Annotated in this window: 15 protein-coding genes; 10 read left to right on the plus strand and 5 right to left on the minus strand. The window is 53.9% G+C overall.

Annotated elements, in window-relative coordinates:
- Positions 1-49 precede the first annotated feature (49 nt).
- Both GN112_RS02570 and GN112_RS02575 read right to left on the minus strand, forming a co-directional pair.
- Positions 50-562, minus strand: coding sequence for a TRAP transporter small permease (locus GN112_RS02570; protein WP_155308796.1), 513 nt, complete (start codon positions 560-562; stop codon positions 50-52).
- A 32-nt stretch (positions 563-594) separates the two neighbouring features.
- A complete protein-coding gene (locus tag GN112_RS02575) occupies positions 595-1,614 on the minus strand; it encodes a TRAP transporter substrate-binding protein (protein ID WP_155308797.1) in 1,020 nt (339 codons plus the stop codon).
- On the opposite strand from GN112_RS02575, the gene GN112_RS02580 reads away from it, so the two are divergent.
- Complete coding sequence (locus tag GN112_RS02580) at positions 1,613-1,954, plus strand: hypothetical protein (RefSeq protein WP_155308798.1); 342 nt, start codon at positions 1,613-1,615, stop codon at positions 1,952-1,954. The genes GN112_RS02575 and GN112_RS02580 overlap by 2 nt on opposite strands.
- A gap of 217 nt (positions 1,955-2,171) precedes the next feature.
- A complete protein-coding gene (locus tag GN112_RS02585) occupies positions 2,172-2,600 on the plus strand; it encodes a hypothetical protein (RefSeq protein WP_155308799.1) in 429 nt (142 codons plus the stop codon).
- 41 nt (positions 2,601-2,641) lie between these two features.
- Here the strand turns inward: GN112_RS02585 and GN112_RS02590 are convergent, their stop codons facing one another.
- Positions 2,642-4,219: a sigma 54-interacting transcriptional regulator gene (locus tag GN112_RS02590; RefSeq protein ID WP_197743243.1), complete on the minus strand. Its 1,578-nt coding sequence runs from the start codon at positions 4,217-4,219 to the stop codon at positions 2,642-2,644.
- A gap of 186 nt (positions 4,220-4,405) precedes the next feature.
- Here GN112_RS02590 and GN112_RS02595 point away from each other — a divergent pair, with 186 nt between their 5' ends.
- From GN112_RS02595 to GN112_RS02615, 5 genes are all read left to right on the plus strand, one after another.
- The gene (locus GN112_RS02595) at positions 4,406-5,539 is read left to right on the plus strand and encodes a lytic transglycosylase domain-containing protein (RefSeq protein WP_155308800.1); all 1,134 of its coding nucleotides are present in this window, start codon (positions 4,406-4,408) and stop codon (positions 5,537-5,539) included.
- Positions 5,536-6,348 (plus strand): YpsA SLOG family protein, encoded by an 813-nt coding sequence (locus GN112_RS02600; RefSeq protein WP_155308801.1) that lies wholly within the window; start codon positions 5,536-5,538, stop codon positions 6,346-6,348. Before GN112_RS02595 ends, GN112_RS02600 begins: the two co-directional genes overlap by 4 nt.
- A gap of 26 nt (positions 6,349-6,374) precedes the next feature.
- A complete protein-coding gene (locus GN112_RS02605) occupies positions 6,375-7,196 on the plus strand; it encodes an NUDIX hydrolase (protein WP_155308802.1) in 822 nt (273 codons plus the stop codon).
- 116 nt (positions 7,197-7,312) lie between these two features.
- Positions 7,313-7,552: a hypothetical protein gene (locus GN112_RS02610; RefSeq protein ID WP_155308803.1), complete on the plus strand. Its 240-nt coding sequence runs from the start codon at positions 7,313-7,315 to the stop codon at positions 7,550-7,552.
- Positions 7,553-7,656: 104 nt separating this feature from the next.
- Positions 7,657-8,073 (plus strand): pancreas/duodenum homeobox protein 1, encoded by a 417-nt coding sequence (locus GN112_RS02615; RefSeq protein WP_155308804.1) that lies wholly within the window; start codon positions 7,657-7,659, stop codon positions 8,071-8,073.
- 80 nt (positions 8,074-8,153) lie between these two features.
- Here GN112_RS02615 and GN112_RS02620 read toward each other — a convergent pair whose 3' ends face one another.
- On the minus strand, positions 8,154-11,450 hold the full coding sequence (locus GN112_RS02620) for a PAS domain S-box protein (protein WP_155308805.1): 3,297 nt from the start codon (positions 11,448-11,450) through the stop codon (positions 8,154-8,156).
- A gap of 335 nt (positions 11,451-11,785) precedes the next feature.
- On the opposite strand from GN112_RS02620, the gene GN112_RS02625 reads away from it, so the two are divergent.
- The 3 genes from GN112_RS02625 (at position 11,786) to GN112_RS02635 (ending at position 15,123) form a co-directional block, all read left to right on the plus strand.
- The gene (locus tag GN112_RS02625; protein WP_162458744.1) at positions 11,786-13,657 is read left to right on the plus strand and encodes a RiPP maturation radical SAM C-methyltransferase; all 1,872 of its coding nucleotides are present in this window, start codon (positions 11,786-11,788) and stop codon (positions 13,655-13,657) included.
- Between the two features lie 2 nt (positions 13,658-13,659).
- Positions 13,660-14,628, plus strand: coding sequence for a tRNA dihydrouridine synthase (locus GN112_RS02630; protein ID WP_155308807.1), 969 nt, complete (start codon positions 13,660-13,662; stop codon positions 14,626-14,628).
- Between the two features lie 111 nt (positions 14,629-14,739).
- Entirely contained in the window at positions 14,740-15,123 is a 384-nt protein-coding gene (locus GN112_RS02635; RefSeq protein ID WP_155308808.1) for a response regulator transcription factor, read from the plus strand.
- A 57-nt stretch (positions 15,124-15,180) separates the two neighbouring features.
- On the opposite strand, the gene GN112_RS02640 is transcribed toward GN112_RS02635, so the two are convergent.
- Positions 15,181-16,296, minus strand: a complete 1,116-nt coding sequence (locus tag GN112_RS02640) for a GAF domain-containing protein (protein ID WP_155308809.1) — start codon at positions 16,294-16,296, stop codon at positions 15,181-15,183.
- Positions 16,297-16,329: the final 33 nt, after the last annotated feature.

Raw genomic sequence — 16,329 nt, forward strand, 5'->3', positions numbered from 1 at the left:
CCTTTTGTGGGTCACAGCGGGGCTGCCAACAAGCAGGGCGGGGCTGCGGTTAGGTGCACTCAGGATTCCTTGCCGTAACAGGATTTATCGCTTTAAGGGACCAGACCGCACAATTCACGTAAAGGACGATCGCCAGCATGGCACATCCCGCGGCGATCCCATAAACAAACGGATGAACCGGCATCTGCAGGGTCATGGAGACTTCCCCGCTGGCCTTCAGGTCCCGGGCGAAAAGGATGCATTGGCGGCAGATCACCGAAAAAAGCAGGGCGCAGATACCGGCGTTGAGGGCTTCAACCGCATAACGTAGTCTGCGGGAGAGCCGTTGGACGAGAAAATCAACCGCGATATGCCCCTGATCCACAGAAGTCCGCGCCAGGGAGAAGGAGATAAAAATCGCCCCCAGCATGCCCACCACTTCGTAGGCCCCCGGAATGGGGTGACGGAAAAGGCGCAACAGCACATCCAGACAGGTCAGTGTCATCATCGCCACCACGGCGATCATGGCGATGCCATTGAAAAAAGCGGCCAGCCGTTCTACCACCTGTTCAATCCGGTTCACGAAACCATCCTTCACCGATTTTTTCCTCGATATCAGTTCTGACCCCCGACCGCCTTTGTCAGCATCTCGACATACATGCGACCATCCAGGCCTTTGTCCGTTGCAGCAACGATGTAATCATCGATAATGGGGCGTACTTTTTCTTTCCAGGCATGGCTCTCTTCCTTGCTTAGGGGCAGGACCGCGTTGCCCAGGCTGACCGAATAATCACGGCCTTCCTGATCATTCTGGTCCCAGCGTTTTCCATGCACATCGATCCATTTCCGGCTGGTAGTGTCGAAAATATTCTGAATTTCCGGATCCAGGGAATCCCATTTGGATCGGTTCATGACGACAAACATGGCGGTGGTATAGCCCACGTTATGGCAGTCGGTGGTATACTTGATCACTTCGGCCTGGCGCCAGCCCTTGAGAACCTCGATGGGGCCGAATGTTCCTTCAACCACGCCTTTCTGAAGGGATTCATAGGTGGCGCCCTGGGGCATGGCCACGGGAACGCCGCCAAGGGCTTCAACGACTTTCGCGCTGAGGCCTGTGGAGCGAATTTTCAAACTGGACAGATCGGCCAGGGTGCTGACCGGCTTGCGGGTATGCAGCAAGCCGGGACCGTGGGCGTGAAGATAAAGGACCTTGACGTCATCCATTTCGTTTGGTTTGAACTGGTTGTAAAACGTATTGGCCACACGTGTGGCGGTCATGCCGTCTGGATATCCCAACGGCAGGTCCAGCGCTTCCATTACCAGGAATCGTCCGCGGGTATAGGCGAAACAGGACATGCCGATATCGGAAATCCCCTTGACCACACCATCATAACATTGATTGGCCTTGGTGAGCGTGCCTCCCGGAAAAACGGTGATTTTGACCTTACCGCCGGTAAGGCGTTCGATCTCTTCGGCCCACGCCATTCCAGCCAGACATTGACCATGGGTAGACGGAAAGAAAATACTGTACGTCAAATGGATCGATTTTGCCGCATTGGCAGCCGAAAGCATGCCGAGGGAGGCAAGGAAAGACAACATCAGGCTCAGGACGAACAGGCGAAAGGGATTCATGGATGCTCCTTTTGGGCTACTGTTGAACTGCAAATTCAGGTGCCAACTTGGAATCAACGATGCACTGATAACTGATTATATAGCATTCAAGATAATGTTTTTGGGCTGCGTTATCGGTCGTCGCAGTATTACAATACGACTTCCTCCCTCTGGCCTTGCCAAAAACATTATCTTAAATACTATAGAGAAAAACCGGATCGGCAAAACCATCCGGATTTTGTTGATCGCAAAACGTTCGCAACTTGATATAAAATGGTACTTGCTGTCAACTGTTTTTGCTGGCAAAGTAAAAGCTTCGTTGATACCGACTATTGTCAATGACGTCCCCTTTGCTTTATAGACAGACTTTAAGATAATGTTTTTGGACTGCGTTATCGGTCGTCGCAGTATTACCATACGGCTTCCTCCCTCTGGCCTTGCCAAAAATATTATCTTAAAGTCTATAGCATTCAAGATAATGCTTGAGTTGCCGAAAAAGCAGTGAACGCCACACCGCCCGGTTACCCGTTGGAACCTCATATTGGATTTTGGTCCTTTGCACAACGAAAAGGAAACGCATGTCACCAGCCGATCTGGACGAATTCAAAACCATCAGCCGACGTGTCAGTCTCAATATCCCGCAAAATTGCCCCTGGCGCTGGGACAAAGAGTTCAATCTGGCCTTGACCGTTATTGACAGCAAAGATGAAATCATGGTCGAATTGCCCTTGGCGTTGGAGTTTGCCAATAAGTGGGATTTTTCCACCATTTATGAGGCCGAGGCGCCCCTTCGCGATTTTTTCCAGGCCGGTTTCGGTATCATTCCAGGACAAAAAGTGTTCACCACCGATCCGATCGACGGGATAGTTCTCTATGTGGCGTGGTGGCCATGGGGTGACGAAGAGAGGATTTCGCTACGATTGGGACTGATGTCAATATCGGGCAATAAACTGGATCATACCGAGATGAAAAAACGGGTCTGCCACTGGCTTGGGCTTGAACAATAGGCGCTCCGGCCCGTGGCGTGACCTGTGACCGCCGCCCAACTTCAGAGGCCGTGTTTTCTGATCTTGTTACGCAGGGCGGTGTGGGAGATTCCCAGCCGGATCGCAGCTTGACGAATACTTTTTGCCGAAGCCAGGGCGTTTTTGATGATCCGTCGTTCCAGGTCCGCCAGCTGACGGGACAGATGGCCGCTGCCGACAGAGGATGCCATACCATCGACGGTAGCGGCCGGATGCACCGCCAACTCAAATCCGAAAAGAATCGATTCCGTACCGATCACCGACTGGTCGCACAAAATGGCGGCCCGTTCGATCACGTTTTTCAGTTCTCTGACATTGCCCGGCCAGTGGTGATGGACCAGTTTCTGTATCGCATCTTCAGATAGTCGCTGGAGGGCGCCGCCCAGTTTGCAGTTGATTTGAAAGAGAAAGTGTTCGGCCAGAATCGGAATATCGTCAGGCCGGTTTTTCAGTGGCGGCAAATGGATGGGCAAAACGTTGATGCGATAGTAAAGATCCTGCCGGAATGCCCCCTTTTCCACCAGTTGCTCAAGGTTGCGGTTGGTGGCGGTGATGATGCGAGCATCGACATCGATCTGGTTTGTCCCCCCGATCCGGCGGATCTGCTTTTCCTGAATGGCACGCAGGATTTTGGCTTGCGGGCCTGGCGGAAGTTCACCGATCTCATCGAGAAACAGGGTGCCGCCGCTGGCCTGTTCGAACAGACCGGTTCGGCCGTTTTTTTCCGCACCGGTAAAGGCACCGCTTTCATAACCGAACAACTCGCTTTCCAGCAGTGTGTCGGGAATGGCCGCGCAGTTGACGGGGATAAAAGGGCCGCTACGCATGCTTTCGGTATGGATTGCCCGGGCGAACAGTTCCTTGCCGGTACCACTTTCGCCACGGATGGATACGATGGAATCGGTGGAAGCGATTTTCCGGGCAAAGGCGATGACCTGCTTGACCGAAACGGTGTTGCCCACGAAGGCGTCAAAGGATATCTTTTCCGGTTGGACGACCTCTTCCACCATGGCCTTGATCGCTTTGAGGTCTTTCATGATTTCCACCGCACCAATAATTCGGCCGCTGGAATCGACGATCGGGCGGGCACTGGTGAAAAATTCGAATTTCCCTTTATCTGTGGAGACGCTTCGCCTGAGGCGGGTATACGGTTTTCCGTCCAGGCATTGCAGCAGTGCCGTTTCTGTACCCACCGCGGCATCGAATCGCCGGCCGATCAAATCTTTGTCTCCACAGTTTAATATGGTGCGGGCCAATTGATTGATGGTGGTGATTCTGCCGTGCTCGTCAATGGAAACGATGCCGTCACTGATGTTGTCCAGTACCGTATGGAAAGTGTTCTGGCGGTTTTCGTTGGGCAGGGTCTGAATGGCTCGAATGGATTGCAGACCGTCCAGACCGGAAAGGGTTTCCAGGATATCCTGACTGGAGATGGCACAAGAACCCGGATCCACCTCCAGGTAAATATCGGCCAGCTCGTTTTTCCGTTCCACCTCCATGGAAACGATGTTCATCGCTCGATCGGCGAGACGACTGGAGATATCGGCCACGACACCGACACGATCCTGAAAAAGCAGATTCAGTTTGCAAGACGGATTCAAAAGGAAATCTCCGCAAAAGAACAAGGGGGTAACGAATTGGGAAACTATAAAAATTCCATCCTGGATTGACAAGCGGCAAATGGTGCACACTGATTATATTTGAAATGTGCCGCTTGCCACCTGTTTTTTTGCCGAATAGTTTTACCACATCATGGTGGTGCAAACCTGAAGAATGGGAAAACAACGATGCATCGTCTTTTTATTTTGTGTGCCCTGACCCTGATCGGGTTGCCTTTTTTATCCGCCGGCGTGGCGGCACAGGAGGAATCGGAGCCACTGCTGAGTGCGCTGTTACTGGAAACGCCGGTCATGCTTTGCGGCGAACCGGTTCCGGTGGAGGACCCGCAGGTGGTCGAGCGCTACGAAAAAGAGAAGCTCCTTTCGGTGGGGGACCGCGCTCAGGTGATCCTTTGGCTGAAACGCACCGGGCGGTACTTCCCCCACATCGAGACGGTTCTCAAAGAAAAAGGACTTCCCGATGACATCAAGTATCTGGCCATTGTGGAAAGTGCCCTGCGGGTGCATGCCGGGTCGAGCAAAGGGGCCATGGGCGTCTGGCAGTTGATGCCACAGACCGCCAGGAAATACGGATTGACGGTCAATTCGCGGTTCGATGAGCGCAGAAATTTCTACCGGAGCACGGAGGCGGCCCTGGACTACCTGAAGGCGCTTTACGAACGGTTTGGCTCCTGGAGTCTCTCCCTGGCGGCTTACAACATGGGGGAGGAAGGGTTGGAGGCCCAGATTCTGGAGCAGGGTACGAGTGACTATTACCGGCTCTACCTGCCGTTGGAAACCCAGCGTTTTGTGTTTCGTCTCCTGGCCATCAAACATATCGTCGAGGCGCCGGAAAAATACGGTTTTCACCTGTCGGCAAACGATTATTACCCGCCGGAGATTTTTTCGGTGGTAACGGTGCAGGCCATGGGGGATCTGCCCGTACGTCTTATCGCCAAGGCCGCCCAAACGGATTTTAAAACCATCAAAGACCTGAATCCGGAGTTGAGGGGATATTATCTGGCCGCCGGGACACGCCGGTTTCATGTTCCCGAAAACGGGAAAGCCGGGTTTAACGACCGGCTGGCCCGTTTGATCGAAGCGGATAAAAAGGTTTACGACCAGCGCATTTACATGGTCCGCAAAGGTGACAGTCTTTCGGGGATCGCCGAAAAGTTCGACGTCCCTTTGGCGGCCTTGCTGATCTGGAACCGCATCGGTCTGCGCGATGTCATCCATCCCGGGCAGCACCTGGTCATTTCTCCCCCGACAGACGTCTCCAGGCCCGCCTCCGGTGGTGCTGACGCCGAGGAGAAGGAATGATTGAGAAAATTATCGCCGATGGACAGCCGGGTGCCGGTGCGGCAGCACTGGACATTGCCATCAAAGTGGGACTGGCACATGGCGGCTGGTGTCTGGAAAGCGATGCCATTGATGCCAGATTCGCACTTACCCCCCTGGTTGACGGCACGGCCGCCTTGATCCTTGAAAAGGCCGTGGACGCGGCGGATGGTTCACTCTATTTCACGACAGGGTTGAAAAACACGATTGCGGCAGAAGCCATCCGCAAAGCCGCCCACCGGCTTGGAAAGCCCCATTTTGTTGTTGCGTTGCCCCATGGCCATATCAGTGCCTTTACCGCATCCCGGGAAATCGCCGAGTGGGTGGTCGAACAACGGATCAAGACCCTGCATGTGGATGGTGATGGGCGATCGGCTGATTTTTGCGCCAAAGTGGGCGGTATCCTGGAAGCCGCTTTTTTTCTGGCCATGATGGGAACCGGCATCTCGTCGCCGCTTGCATCAATGATCGAAAATGAACGCATACCAATGCCGATCGTACCACCACGAACCCTGGACGCGGCCTTGGATCACCTTGAACGAACACTGTCCCTGAAGGACAAAACCACAATCGCCAATATGGTTGCCAGTGAGTTGGTATCCCTGCATTTTACCCTTGGGGATTATATCAATCGCCATTTTGGTCTCTATTCTGGTGATAGTGAACTGCTGACCGATTGCCAACGGCGGTCCGGCCGGTGGACGCTTGCGCCTGAAGATGCCGTTGCCGTGATTGTCCGTTTTCTGTGGGAACGTTTCCGGGAAAATTACCGCATCCGGATTATCAAGTGAGTTCTGGTATACCAATGGATTCTGCCATGCCATCATTGCCCGACGATACCGATTCTTTCCTTCGTCTGATACGAAGCCGACTTTTCCAGCACCCCCCGGAAAAATTTAATTTCAATACCAACGGGGACCTGCGGCGGATTTCCGCGGTGCTTTTCCTGTTGGGAAAAGCGAGCCGGGGCGGTGAGCCCTTTATTATCCTTAACAAACGCTCGCAACACGTACGTCAGCCAGGAGACCTGTGCTGTCCCGGTGGGGGGATCTCGCCACCTTTTGATTTTCTGCTGACCCACGGGCTGAGTTTACCGGTTACCCCGCTGGCCCGCTGGCCGCACATGCGCTGGTGGCGCCACAGCCGCCCCGCAGATTATTCAAAACTTTCCCTGCTCCTGGCCACCGCCCTGCGGGAAGGTTTCGAGGAGATGCGACTCAACCCCTTTGGGGTAACCTTTTTGGGTCCCATGCCGGCTCAGGATCTGGTGATGTTCAAACGCTCCATCTATCCGATGGTCGCCTGGGTCAATCGCCAGCAGCGCTTTACCCCCAACTGGGAAGTCGAAAAGATCGTACGGATTCCAATCCCTAATTTGTTCAATCCCGCCAATTATGCCCGTTACCGCATCTCATACAAACCAACCGCCCCCGGTGCGGACCAACTGAGCGGCCGGGAAATGCCCTGTTTTGTCCATCACGGGAATCAGGGGGAAGAGCTGCTCTGGGGCGCGACCTACCGGATTACCGAACATTTCCTTAAAACCACTTTTGGTTTTACGCCACCGCCCATTTCGAGGCTGCCGGTCATCAACAGGCGATTGGATCGGACCTACCTTCAGGGATCAATATTGCCGTAACTGTTTGCTGATGTAATCGCCGGATGGTTGATTTTCACCGTCCGGTGGTGTACAAAAGCGGCTCCATTGATTTTACACCCATTGATTGATCACCCATATCTGACGGAACCCATGCCATGGTCGCAAAAAAAGTCAGCATTCAAACCATCGGCCGTAGCGACACCCAGGCACCCGTATCACTGGTTCTAAAGAAATACGCCGATGGGTGGAGCTACGAAGTTCAGGATTTACCCAGTGGCCCTTTACCGATGCCATGGCGGGTGGAGACCCGGCAGGCTGCGGAAAAGCGACTCAGGGAAAGCTATGACGAGACCGTATGGGCGATTTGTGTGGTAGAGGAGGCCGAGCCGTTCTAATAGACGGCATGCGCTTGTCGATCATCCAAATCCCATTTTCAGAGGGGCCGCATAACGAAATGCTTTCGCCCACCGAAAAATTCGATCATACAAGGACTGCAGGCATGTCTGTTTCCACATACGCAAAGCTTTTTCCGCAACATGTGCTGGATGAAATTTTCTCTCCACAGCGCGCCGACCGTTTTTTTGAGGCCCTGTTTGGCGATGTGAATGAGGGGGCTTACGATATTCGGCTGGCTTACCGCCGCGAGTCGGAGGATCGGATCGAATTTGAATTCCAGCTGATCCAGAGGCCCGGACGCTGCCTGGCCTGCAATCTGACCCATGGGCTTCCGAACGTGTTCATGCGCCACCCGGTGATCGATATTAACGGTGTGGTCGCGCAGATCGGTTCCCGCATGACCAACGGGATGCGTTGCGGCAAATGGCAGCTGGGACGAACCCGGGAAGTGTCGACCCAAGTGCATGTGATGCCTCTTCAAATCAGCCTGGTGCCCGCTACGCCGTCTGGTGACAACTAAGGCTGGCGGATGGTCTTCCGCATGGGTGGGACTGTGGGTAAGCCCGGCCACTGCTCTGCTTCAGTTCCAGAAATAAGCAATCACCGCGGCGCAGCCGTGTGCAGGACGTCGTTCAGAATTGTTGCCAACTCCTGAATCTGGTAAGGCTTCTGGATAAAACCGTCTCCCGCGGCGTTAGGTTCTTCTTCACTCAAGCCATCTAGGCTGTACCCGCTGGAAAGAATGACTTTTATCGACGGGCGGATGGCTTTCAATGCATCGAGCACCTGCCTGCCGTTCAGATCGGGCATGATCATATCCAGCAGCACGCCGTCGATGCAGTGCTGCTCTTTCTGAAACAGATCGATGGCCTCCTTGCCACTACCGGCGGTGATTACCTCATATCCCAAATCCTGCAAGATAAAACCCAACGCCTTCAGAACATAGGGTTCATCGTCCACCAGCAGCAACGTCTCGGAACCCGGCTCGATGGGAACGGTCACCGAGTCGGACGACGGGGCGTTTTCCGGTTTTAGAGGAAATGCGGCGGGCAGATAGATGGTGAAAGTTGTCCCCTGGTTCACCTGGCTTTGGACATCAATGATCCCACCATGGTTTTTTATGATGCCAAAGGCGGATGCCAACCCCAGACCTGTTCCGCGGCCCATCTTTTTGGTGGTAAAAAAAGGCTCGAAAATACGTTTTCTAATTTCCGGCTCGATCCCTTTTCCCCGGTCTTTGACGCGAATGGCCGCATACGGTCCTGGTTTGGCACCAAAAGGGGTCGTGAAACCGGCATCCAGAACAACGTTGGCTGTCGAAAGCTGCAGGGTCATGTCCGTTGTCATGGCGTGCCAGGCGTTGACATACAGGTTGAGCAGCACCTGGTCGATCTGCCCCTGGTCGGCTTCCACCAGATGGACCTCTTCATCGAAATCATAGAGAATATGCACTTCCTTTTTCGTGCGCCCGAACATGTCTGCGGTACGTTGAATCGTTTCGTTCAAATTGACCGGTGTTACCCGATATTTGCCTCCACGGGCATAACCGAGAAGCTGGCGGGTCAGGTTGGCCCCGCTTTCCACACACTGTTCGATGGCCTTCAAGTGTTCGGACAATGAACGGTCCGGGTCCAATTTTGTTTCCAAGAGAGAGACGTTACCCATGATGCCCATTAAGAGATTGTTAAAATCATGGGCGATGCCCCCGGCCAGGGTACCGACCGACTCCATTCGTTGCGCTTGATTGAGCTGCCCCTGGAGCTTCTCCTTTTCCCGCTGGGCGATAATTTGGGACGTCATGTCACGGGCCAGTCCGCGAAATCCAATCGTCTTTCCCGAAGTGTCGTGAATCAGGGCTGCGCTCAGGTCCAGAATTTTGCTTTCCCCGTTTTTCGTGGTCACCGGATAGGTGATCACGCGAACGGGCTCGCCCGACCGAACCATTCGATCAAAGGACAGCATGATTTCCCGTGTGGGCCGATGGTCGGAAAAGTGTCTGAAGTGCATGCCGAGCAACTCCTCTCTAGAGTAACCCATGATGTGTCCGGCGGCATCGTTGATAAAGGTGAGGGTGCCACGCAGATCCATCTCAAAATAGGCCTCTTCGATGGTTTCCAGGATCGTCCGGTATTTCTCTTCACTGGCGCGCAGCTGTTTTTCGGTGTCCCGACGGCGTTCGATCTGGCCAACCAGACCGTCATTGGCTTTCTGCAGTTCAATGGTCCTGGCCTGAACCAACGCCTCCAGTTTTTTCTTGTAGGTGAGCAGTTGCTCTTCGGCCGCTTTGCGGTCGTTGATGTCACGCAGCGAGCCAATGATACGATAGGGTTTCCCCGATCGGGTGTGCAGAATACTGGAATTTAGCGCACAGTGAACCAGGCGGCCATCCTTGTCTTTGAAAACCACTTCATGGTCGTGAATCTGCCCCTTCTTCTTGAGGACGTCAACAATTCCGCTTCTCTGGTTGGGATTGGCATATATTTTCAATGTGGTGGCGCCGATCAAGTCCTCACGCCGGTATTGGGATATTTTCGCGATGGAAGGGCTGATTTCGACCAGGGTACCGTTGAGCGAAGATTCCCAATAGACATCCTGAATGTTGTTGAAGATGCCCAGATATTTTTTATGGCTGCGTTCAACGGCGGTTTTCATCTCTCCAAATGCGTTGGCCGTCTCCTGGATTTCGGTATACACGGAACGGATCGGTGGGAGTGGCACGGCCTGGCCCAGTTTCATTTTGCGGGAGCTTTTTTCGAGTAGGGCGATGGGGCGAATCACCCCCCGGGCCAGAAGCAAGCCGATACCGGCGGCAAACAGGGAGATTACCATAGTGACCCAAATGTTGTACTGGCGATTGGCCTTGATGGCGCCGAGGTAATCCGCCTCGGGCAAGTAGACACCGATGATCCAGGGCCATTGGGAATTTGAAAACGGTGTGAACATGGCCAGATACGTCTGACCGTCGTTTTCAAAGCGCGAAAAGCGAGGCGTATCCATGACCAGCATGCCGGCAGTGTCGGTTTCAATCCTGGCAGCGGCAAAGGCTTTACGACAGTGTGGATCGTCCAGTTCCTGGATTTTTACCAGACGCGTGCTACCGGCTTGGGCCTGATCTTCAATCTTCAATTTGTCGAGGTCACCAAAGGCCACCACATCGGCGTTGCGGTTAATCATGAAGGCTTTGCCGTGCTTGCCGATTTTCAGGTTGCCGATGAAAATCGAGAGCTGATCGATTTCAATATCCACGCCGACCACACCCATCAAACGGCCGTCTGGATCAAAAAAAGGGCCGGCGATGGTGATGCCCGGTTTCTGGGATGTGTAAAAAATGTATGGATCGGTCCAGACAATGCGGTTTTCGGCCACTGCCTTCTGATACCACGGCCGCAACCGGGGGTCATAGGGGTCCGAATCGCTCTGGGACATGGACTGGAGGCGAAAACGGGCGTCCCGATAGGATAGTTGCACCTGTCGCCCCTTGTCTGCATTCAGGATCACTTTGGTTCGGAATCCCTCCTTGCCGAGGACTTCAAAATGACGGACATCATAAAAATCGCCATTTGGGGTGCCCACGTAAATCCCGGCAAAATGCGGGTTCACCGAAAGCTGGTCGTACAGGTAACGTTCAAGGCCGGCAACCTGATTGGCCTGGCTGCTGACCACGTTGGCAGCCAACAGCCGCCGGGTCAAGGCGGCTGCTCCGTGGGCATGCAGCAAATGACGCTGGGACTGTTCCATGGCCAGTTCGGCGATGTTTTTCATGATATCTCCGGCGTGCTGGCGAAGCACCTCCTGAGATGTAAGGTAGGATGAAGTCGTGGTAATCAGATGGGTGCCCCATATCAAACCCAAAAAACCGGCGATCAGGGCCCAGCGAATGGATATTTTGATCTGCATATCGGTATAACCTCTATCGATGCGATGGCGAATCCGTCAAGCTTGAAGGACCACCTGGTTTATACAGCCGACTTCCAGGTTTCAAGAAAAAAAATGCCCGTGTCAGGCCGCTTTTTCGCATTGGAATTTATAATCGATAGGATTCTTCATTGGATTTTACCATTTGGCATTGATTGAATCAGGGCGCTGGGTTTGCGATCACGCCACCGACCAGAATACATCCAAATACGATTGCCTGATCTGGCTGTGCTGTCCCCTTGATCGATCCGACCATTAAGGCTATATGCTCCGAAGTTGACCATTCATTTTTCTCATCCCATATGAAGGGACCGTTGATGACCGTGGCAACCAACGCTGTTCAGAATGAAAAATTGCGCATCCTTCTGGTGTCGGCACCATGGCCGCTGTTCAACCGGCCGTCACTGCCAGTAGGGGCCTTGAAGGCCTATCTTGGCGAACAGATCCCCCATTTGGAGGTCGTTGCCAGCCACCTCTTTCTGGATGTGGCCCAGGCGCTGGGATACGCGCGTTACCAGGCGATCTCCAGTCGCGTCTGGCGGGCCGAATCGGTTTTTTCGGCACTGCTCTACCCAAGGCAGGCTTCCCGCGCCGAATCGCTTTACCGCGGTACGCTCAAACGGAACGACGATGCTCCCAGGGATTTTGCCGATATTGTCCGCACGGTCAAAACAGCGTCGGCGCAGTGGTTGGGGAAAATTGATTGGCACGCCCTGGATCTGGTCGGGTTTTCAATCTCTTTTTGTCAGACAACGGCCTCTCTTTATCTCATTTCAAGGATAAAATCCATCCGTCCGGATCTTCCTGTGGTCGTCGGCGGATCTTCTTTTTCAGGCCAGGCGGCATCCTCTCTGCTGCCGGTCTTTCCCCAGATCGATTACGTGGTCGTGGGCGAGGGGGAAAAGCCGATGGCTGGCCTGGTGAATCATCTGCAGGCCGTCCGTAAGGGACGATCCCCATCGCTTCCCCCGGGCATTTTGCATGCCGGGAACCCACACGCTCCATTGCCGCCTTTCAACCAGTTGGATCGGATGGATCGACTGCCCGTGCCGGACTATGACGACTATTTCAATCGGTTAGGTCAACTGCCACCCGGAGAGCGGTTTTTCGCCACCCTGCCGATCGAGGCATCACGTGGGTGCTGGTGGAATCAAAAGGAGAGTGGCGGGCATTTCAACGGCTGTGCCTTCTGCAACCTCAATCTGCAATGGCGCGGTTATCGGACGAAATCGCCGACGCAACTGGCCAGGGAGGTGGACCTTTTGGTGCAGCGCTATCAGGTGCTCTCCCTGGCGTTTGCCGACAACGCCCTGCCTCCCAAAAAGGCGGAGGCAATGATGGATGTCTTGGGCAATTTGGGTCATGAGCTTTCCATTTTTGCCGAATTGCGGGCCAAGACGCCGCCGGCCACGCTCCATAAAATGCGGATGACGGGTGTGGATGCGGTACAGGTCGGCATCGAAGCCCTGTCCAGCCGGCTGCTAAAAAAAATGAACAAGGGAACCCGCGCCATTGACAACCTGAACATGATGAAACAGTGCGAGGGACGCGGAATCATCAACCTGTCCAATCTGATCGTGCATTTCCCGTCCAGTGACGAAAAGGATGTCGGCGAAACCCTTCGTGTGCTCGACTTTGTGATTTGGTATCGTCCCCTTAAAATTGTCCGGTTCTGGTTGGGGTTAGACAGCCCGATCCACCGTTTTGCAAGACAATTCAACGTCCGGGCCGTGTTCAATCACCCCAATTTGAGAAAATTGTTTCCAGCTGCGGTGGCTGACGGCATGCGCTTCATGATCCAGGGGTATCGAGGCGACCGTCAACGGCAGCGTCGATTGTGGCGACCGGTAGAAATCAAAGTGCGCCAGTGGGTTAAGGCATACGCCCAGTTGCAGCAACAAACCGGTGGGGGACCGGCGATCCTCAGCCGTGAAGGGGGACAATTCCTGATAATTGACCAGCACTGGCCGGATCGGCCTACGGACAAACACCGCCTCACCGGCGTTTCGGCCGGGATCTACCGTCATTGTCAGGTCCCCCACAGCCTCGACCAAATAGTCGAGGCGTTTCCTTCGCATGGCCGGGAAACCATCGAGCGGTTTCTCCAATCCCTGGTGGCCAAACGTCTGATGTTCGCTGAGAACGATCATTATCTGAGTCTGGCCGTACCGGTTTCCTGGCGATCCTGACCATGCACCTGATTCTTGCCCCCTTGCGCGGTTTCACCGACGTGGTTTTCCGAAATGCATTCGCGCGCCATTTCAACGGCATTGACGAGGCCGTGGCGCCCTTTGTCACCTCAACCAAAGGGCGACGCATCAAACCGTCCCATTTGGCGGACCTGGTCCAGGCGGAAAACAGTCATTTGCCGGTGGTACCTCAAATTCTCAGTAACAACAGCGCCGAGTTCCTCTGCCTGGCCAACACGCTGGTCGATCTGGGATACGGCGAGATCAACTGGAATTTAGGCTGCCCATATCCCATGGTGGCCAAAAAAAAACGGGGTTCCGGGCTGCTCCCTTTTCCTGACGAGATCGACCGGCTGCTTGAACGGGTGCTGCGTGATTTTGCCGGCCAGCTTTCCATCAAAACCCGTCTGGGGCGTTATTCGGCTGATGAAATCAATGCGCTTGTTCCGGTATTTAACCGTTATCCCGTAAAGCGGATCATCATCCACCCACGTACCGGGGTACAGATGTATACGGGCAGCGTTGATCTGGCGGCATTTGGACGATGTCTGCCAAAACTGGTTCATCCGGTGGTGTACAACGGCGACATCAATCGGCTGGAGACCCTCCGGTCACTCTCGGACAGATTCCCCTCCGTCTCCACATGGATGCTGGGGCGGGGACTTGTGGCCAATCCTTTTTTGGCGGAGACGATCCGGATCGGTAGTCCGCAAATCGAAAACCGCTGGCAGCGGTTCGCCGATTTTCATGACGCCCTGATCGACGGATATACCCGGCGTTTTTCAGGTCCCGGTCATGTCCTGGCCCGCATGAAAGGTTTCTGGGGGTATTTTGCCGATGAATTTGTCGATGGGCGGCGGATATTAAAAAAGATCCGCAAAACAACCCGGCTGGAAAATTACCGGGTGTTTGTGGACGGGTTGCTCGACCCGCGGGTATCGCAAGGCAAAACCGATTGTGAGCGGCTTTGAAATACACTATACTGATGGCTACATCGCCGTCCTGACGGAATCGGACATCACCTGTGCTTCGTGTTTTGCGCTTGTGGCTGCAAGAACCGTTTCATTTTCGGGAGCCCACCCATGCAACAAAAAACCATTTTGATCGTGGACGACGAATTAAGCATCCTGGTGCCACTACAGTATCTGATGGAAAAAGAGGGCTACATTCCCAAACTGGCCCAAAGCGGCAAAGAAGCCATCGAAAAGATAGCCGAATTTCATCCGGCACTGATCCTGCTGGATATCATGCTGCCGGATCTGGATGGCTATGAAATCTATCAGATCATTCGCCAGCAGCCGAAATGGAATACCATCCGGATTATTTTTCTTACGGCCAAGAATCGCGATGCCGACATCGCCAAAGGTCTTGCCATGGGCGCCGATGACTATATTACCAAACCGTTTTCCAATCATCAGTTGATGGAAAAAATCCATGCGCTCATCGGACCGGCAGCGACGCCTTGACCGTCCGGAACCACTGCAAGTTTTCTGGATCGATTGCCTGACTGCCGACCAGTCATTTTATACGAGTGTCATCAGGTAATCCCGCAGCTGAATTGGCTGATTGGTCAAGCCCAGTTTTTTACGCAGGCGGTTGCGGTGGGCCTCAATGGTTTTTGCTGACGTATTTAAAAGGGCGGCAATTTCTTTGGTGGTTTTGTTTTTGCGAACCAGGTCGGCAATCTGGATTTCTGCGGGGGTCAGATCGAAAAATTTCATGGGAATCTGGCGCATGAACGGTGACACGATGTTGCTGATATTGGTCTGAATGATTTCCACATAAACCGCCTGCTTTTCGTCCAGCTGGCTGCGGCTCAGCTTCTCAAGAAAGGGATTGACCAGATCCTTGACATTGGCCACGATAACCGCCTCCATCTGGAGTTGGTCCTCCTCCCTGCTCTTAAGCAGCACATTCAGCGCCGTATTGACCTCTTCAAGGGCGTTGCCCTTTTCTTTAAGTTCCTTTTCACTTGCCTTAAGCTTTTTTTCAGCCCTTTTGCGCTCGGCAATTTCACGATTGGCTCGCTTAAACAGTTGCGCATTTTCGATTGCCGTGGCGGATGCGTCGGATAAGGCCTCGAGAACGTCGACATGGGATTCATCGAAACGGCCCACCTGTTTGTCAACCACCTGCAGGGCGCCAATCACAGCGCCTTTGACGCGCATGGGGACGCTGATCAGTGAACGCAGTTCCACCTGCATGGTGTCGGCCACTTGACGAAAATGACGCATGTCCTTCCGGGTATCGGGCAGGATCACCCGTTCGCCATAGGAGCTGACCCAACCGGCAATGCCTTCTCCGGGGGACAGGCGCCAACCCTTGACGACATTGCGCTGGAAACCGGCCGCCTGCTGGCAGACCACTTCTCCACTTTTTGGATCTTTCAGCCAGATGGAACTGCCGACAGCGCCAAACAAGGCCCGGATCACTTCCAGAATGGTGGCCAATACACGGTCCAAATCAAGACTGGAATTGATGGACAGAAAGGACTGACAGATTAACTCCAATTCATGGTTCCGGCGCGTAAGCATTTCGTTTTTTTGTTTCAGCGCACGGTTTTCAGTCTGCAGCCGCTTGGCAGTAAGTGTTTTCGTGGCAACTTTCGGGGATGAAGATGGGGGTTGGGCTTTAGGCATTATCAGGGCCTGTGCGTCTGCTGCATGTGTCCA

The organism is Desulfosarcina ovata subsp. ovata (genome assembly GCF_009689005.1).
Classification (GTDB): domain Bacteria; phylum Desulfobacterota; class Desulfobacteria; order Desulfobacterales; family Desulfosarcinaceae; genus Desulfosarcina; species Desulfosarcina ovata.

Coding starts and splice junctions, on each gene's coding strand:
- GN112_RS02580 (WP_155308798.1), top strand. CDS start 1,613: ATGGATGCTCCTTTTGGGCTACTGTTGAACTGCAAATTCAGGTGCCAA.
- GN112_RS02575 (WP_155308797.1), bottom strand. CDS start 1,614: ATGAATCCCTTTCGCCTGTTCGTCCTGAGCCTGATGTTGTCTTTCCTT.
- GN112_RS02585 (WP_155308799.1), top strand. CDS start 2,172: ATGTCACCAGCCGATCTGGACGAATTCAAAACCATCAGCCGACGTGTC.
- GN112_RS02595 (WP_155308800.1), top strand. CDS start 4,406: ATGCATCGTCTTTTTATTTTGTGTGCCCTGACCCTGATCGGGTTGCCT.
- GN112_RS02600 (WP_155308801.1), top strand. CDS start 5,536: ATGATTGAGAAAATTATCGCCGATGGACAGCCGGGTGCCGGTGCGGCA.
- GN112_RS02605 (WP_155308802.1), top strand. CDS start 6,375: ATGCCATCATTGCCCGACGATACCGATTCTTTCCTTCGTCTGATACGA.
- GN112_RS02610 (WP_155308803.1), top strand. CDS start 7,313: ATGGTCGCAAAAAAAGTCAGCATTCAAACCATCGGCCGTAGCGACACC.
- GN112_RS02615 (WP_155308804.1), top strand. CDS start 7,657: ATGTCTGTTTCCACATACGCAAAGCTTTTTCCGCAACATGTGCTGGAT.
- GN112_RS02620 (WP_155308805.1), bottom strand. CDS start 11,450: ATGCAGATCAAAATATCCATTCGCTGGGCCCTGATCGCCGGTTTTTTG.
- GN112_RS02625 (WP_162458744.1), top strand. CDS start 11,786: ATGACCGTGGCAACCAACGCTGTTCAGAATGAAAAATTGCGCATCCTT.
- GN112_RS02630 (WP_155308807.1), top strand. CDS start 13,660: ATGCACCTGATTCTTGCCCCCTTGCGCGGTTTCACCGACGTGGTTTTC.
- GN112_RS02635 (WP_155308808.1), top strand. CDS start 14,740: ATGCAACAAAAAACCATTTTGATCGTGGACGACGAATTAAGCATCCTG.
- GN112_RS02640 (WP_155308809.1), bottom strand. CDS start 16,296: ATGCCTAAAGCCCAACCCCCATCTTCATCCCCGAAAGTTGCCACGAAA.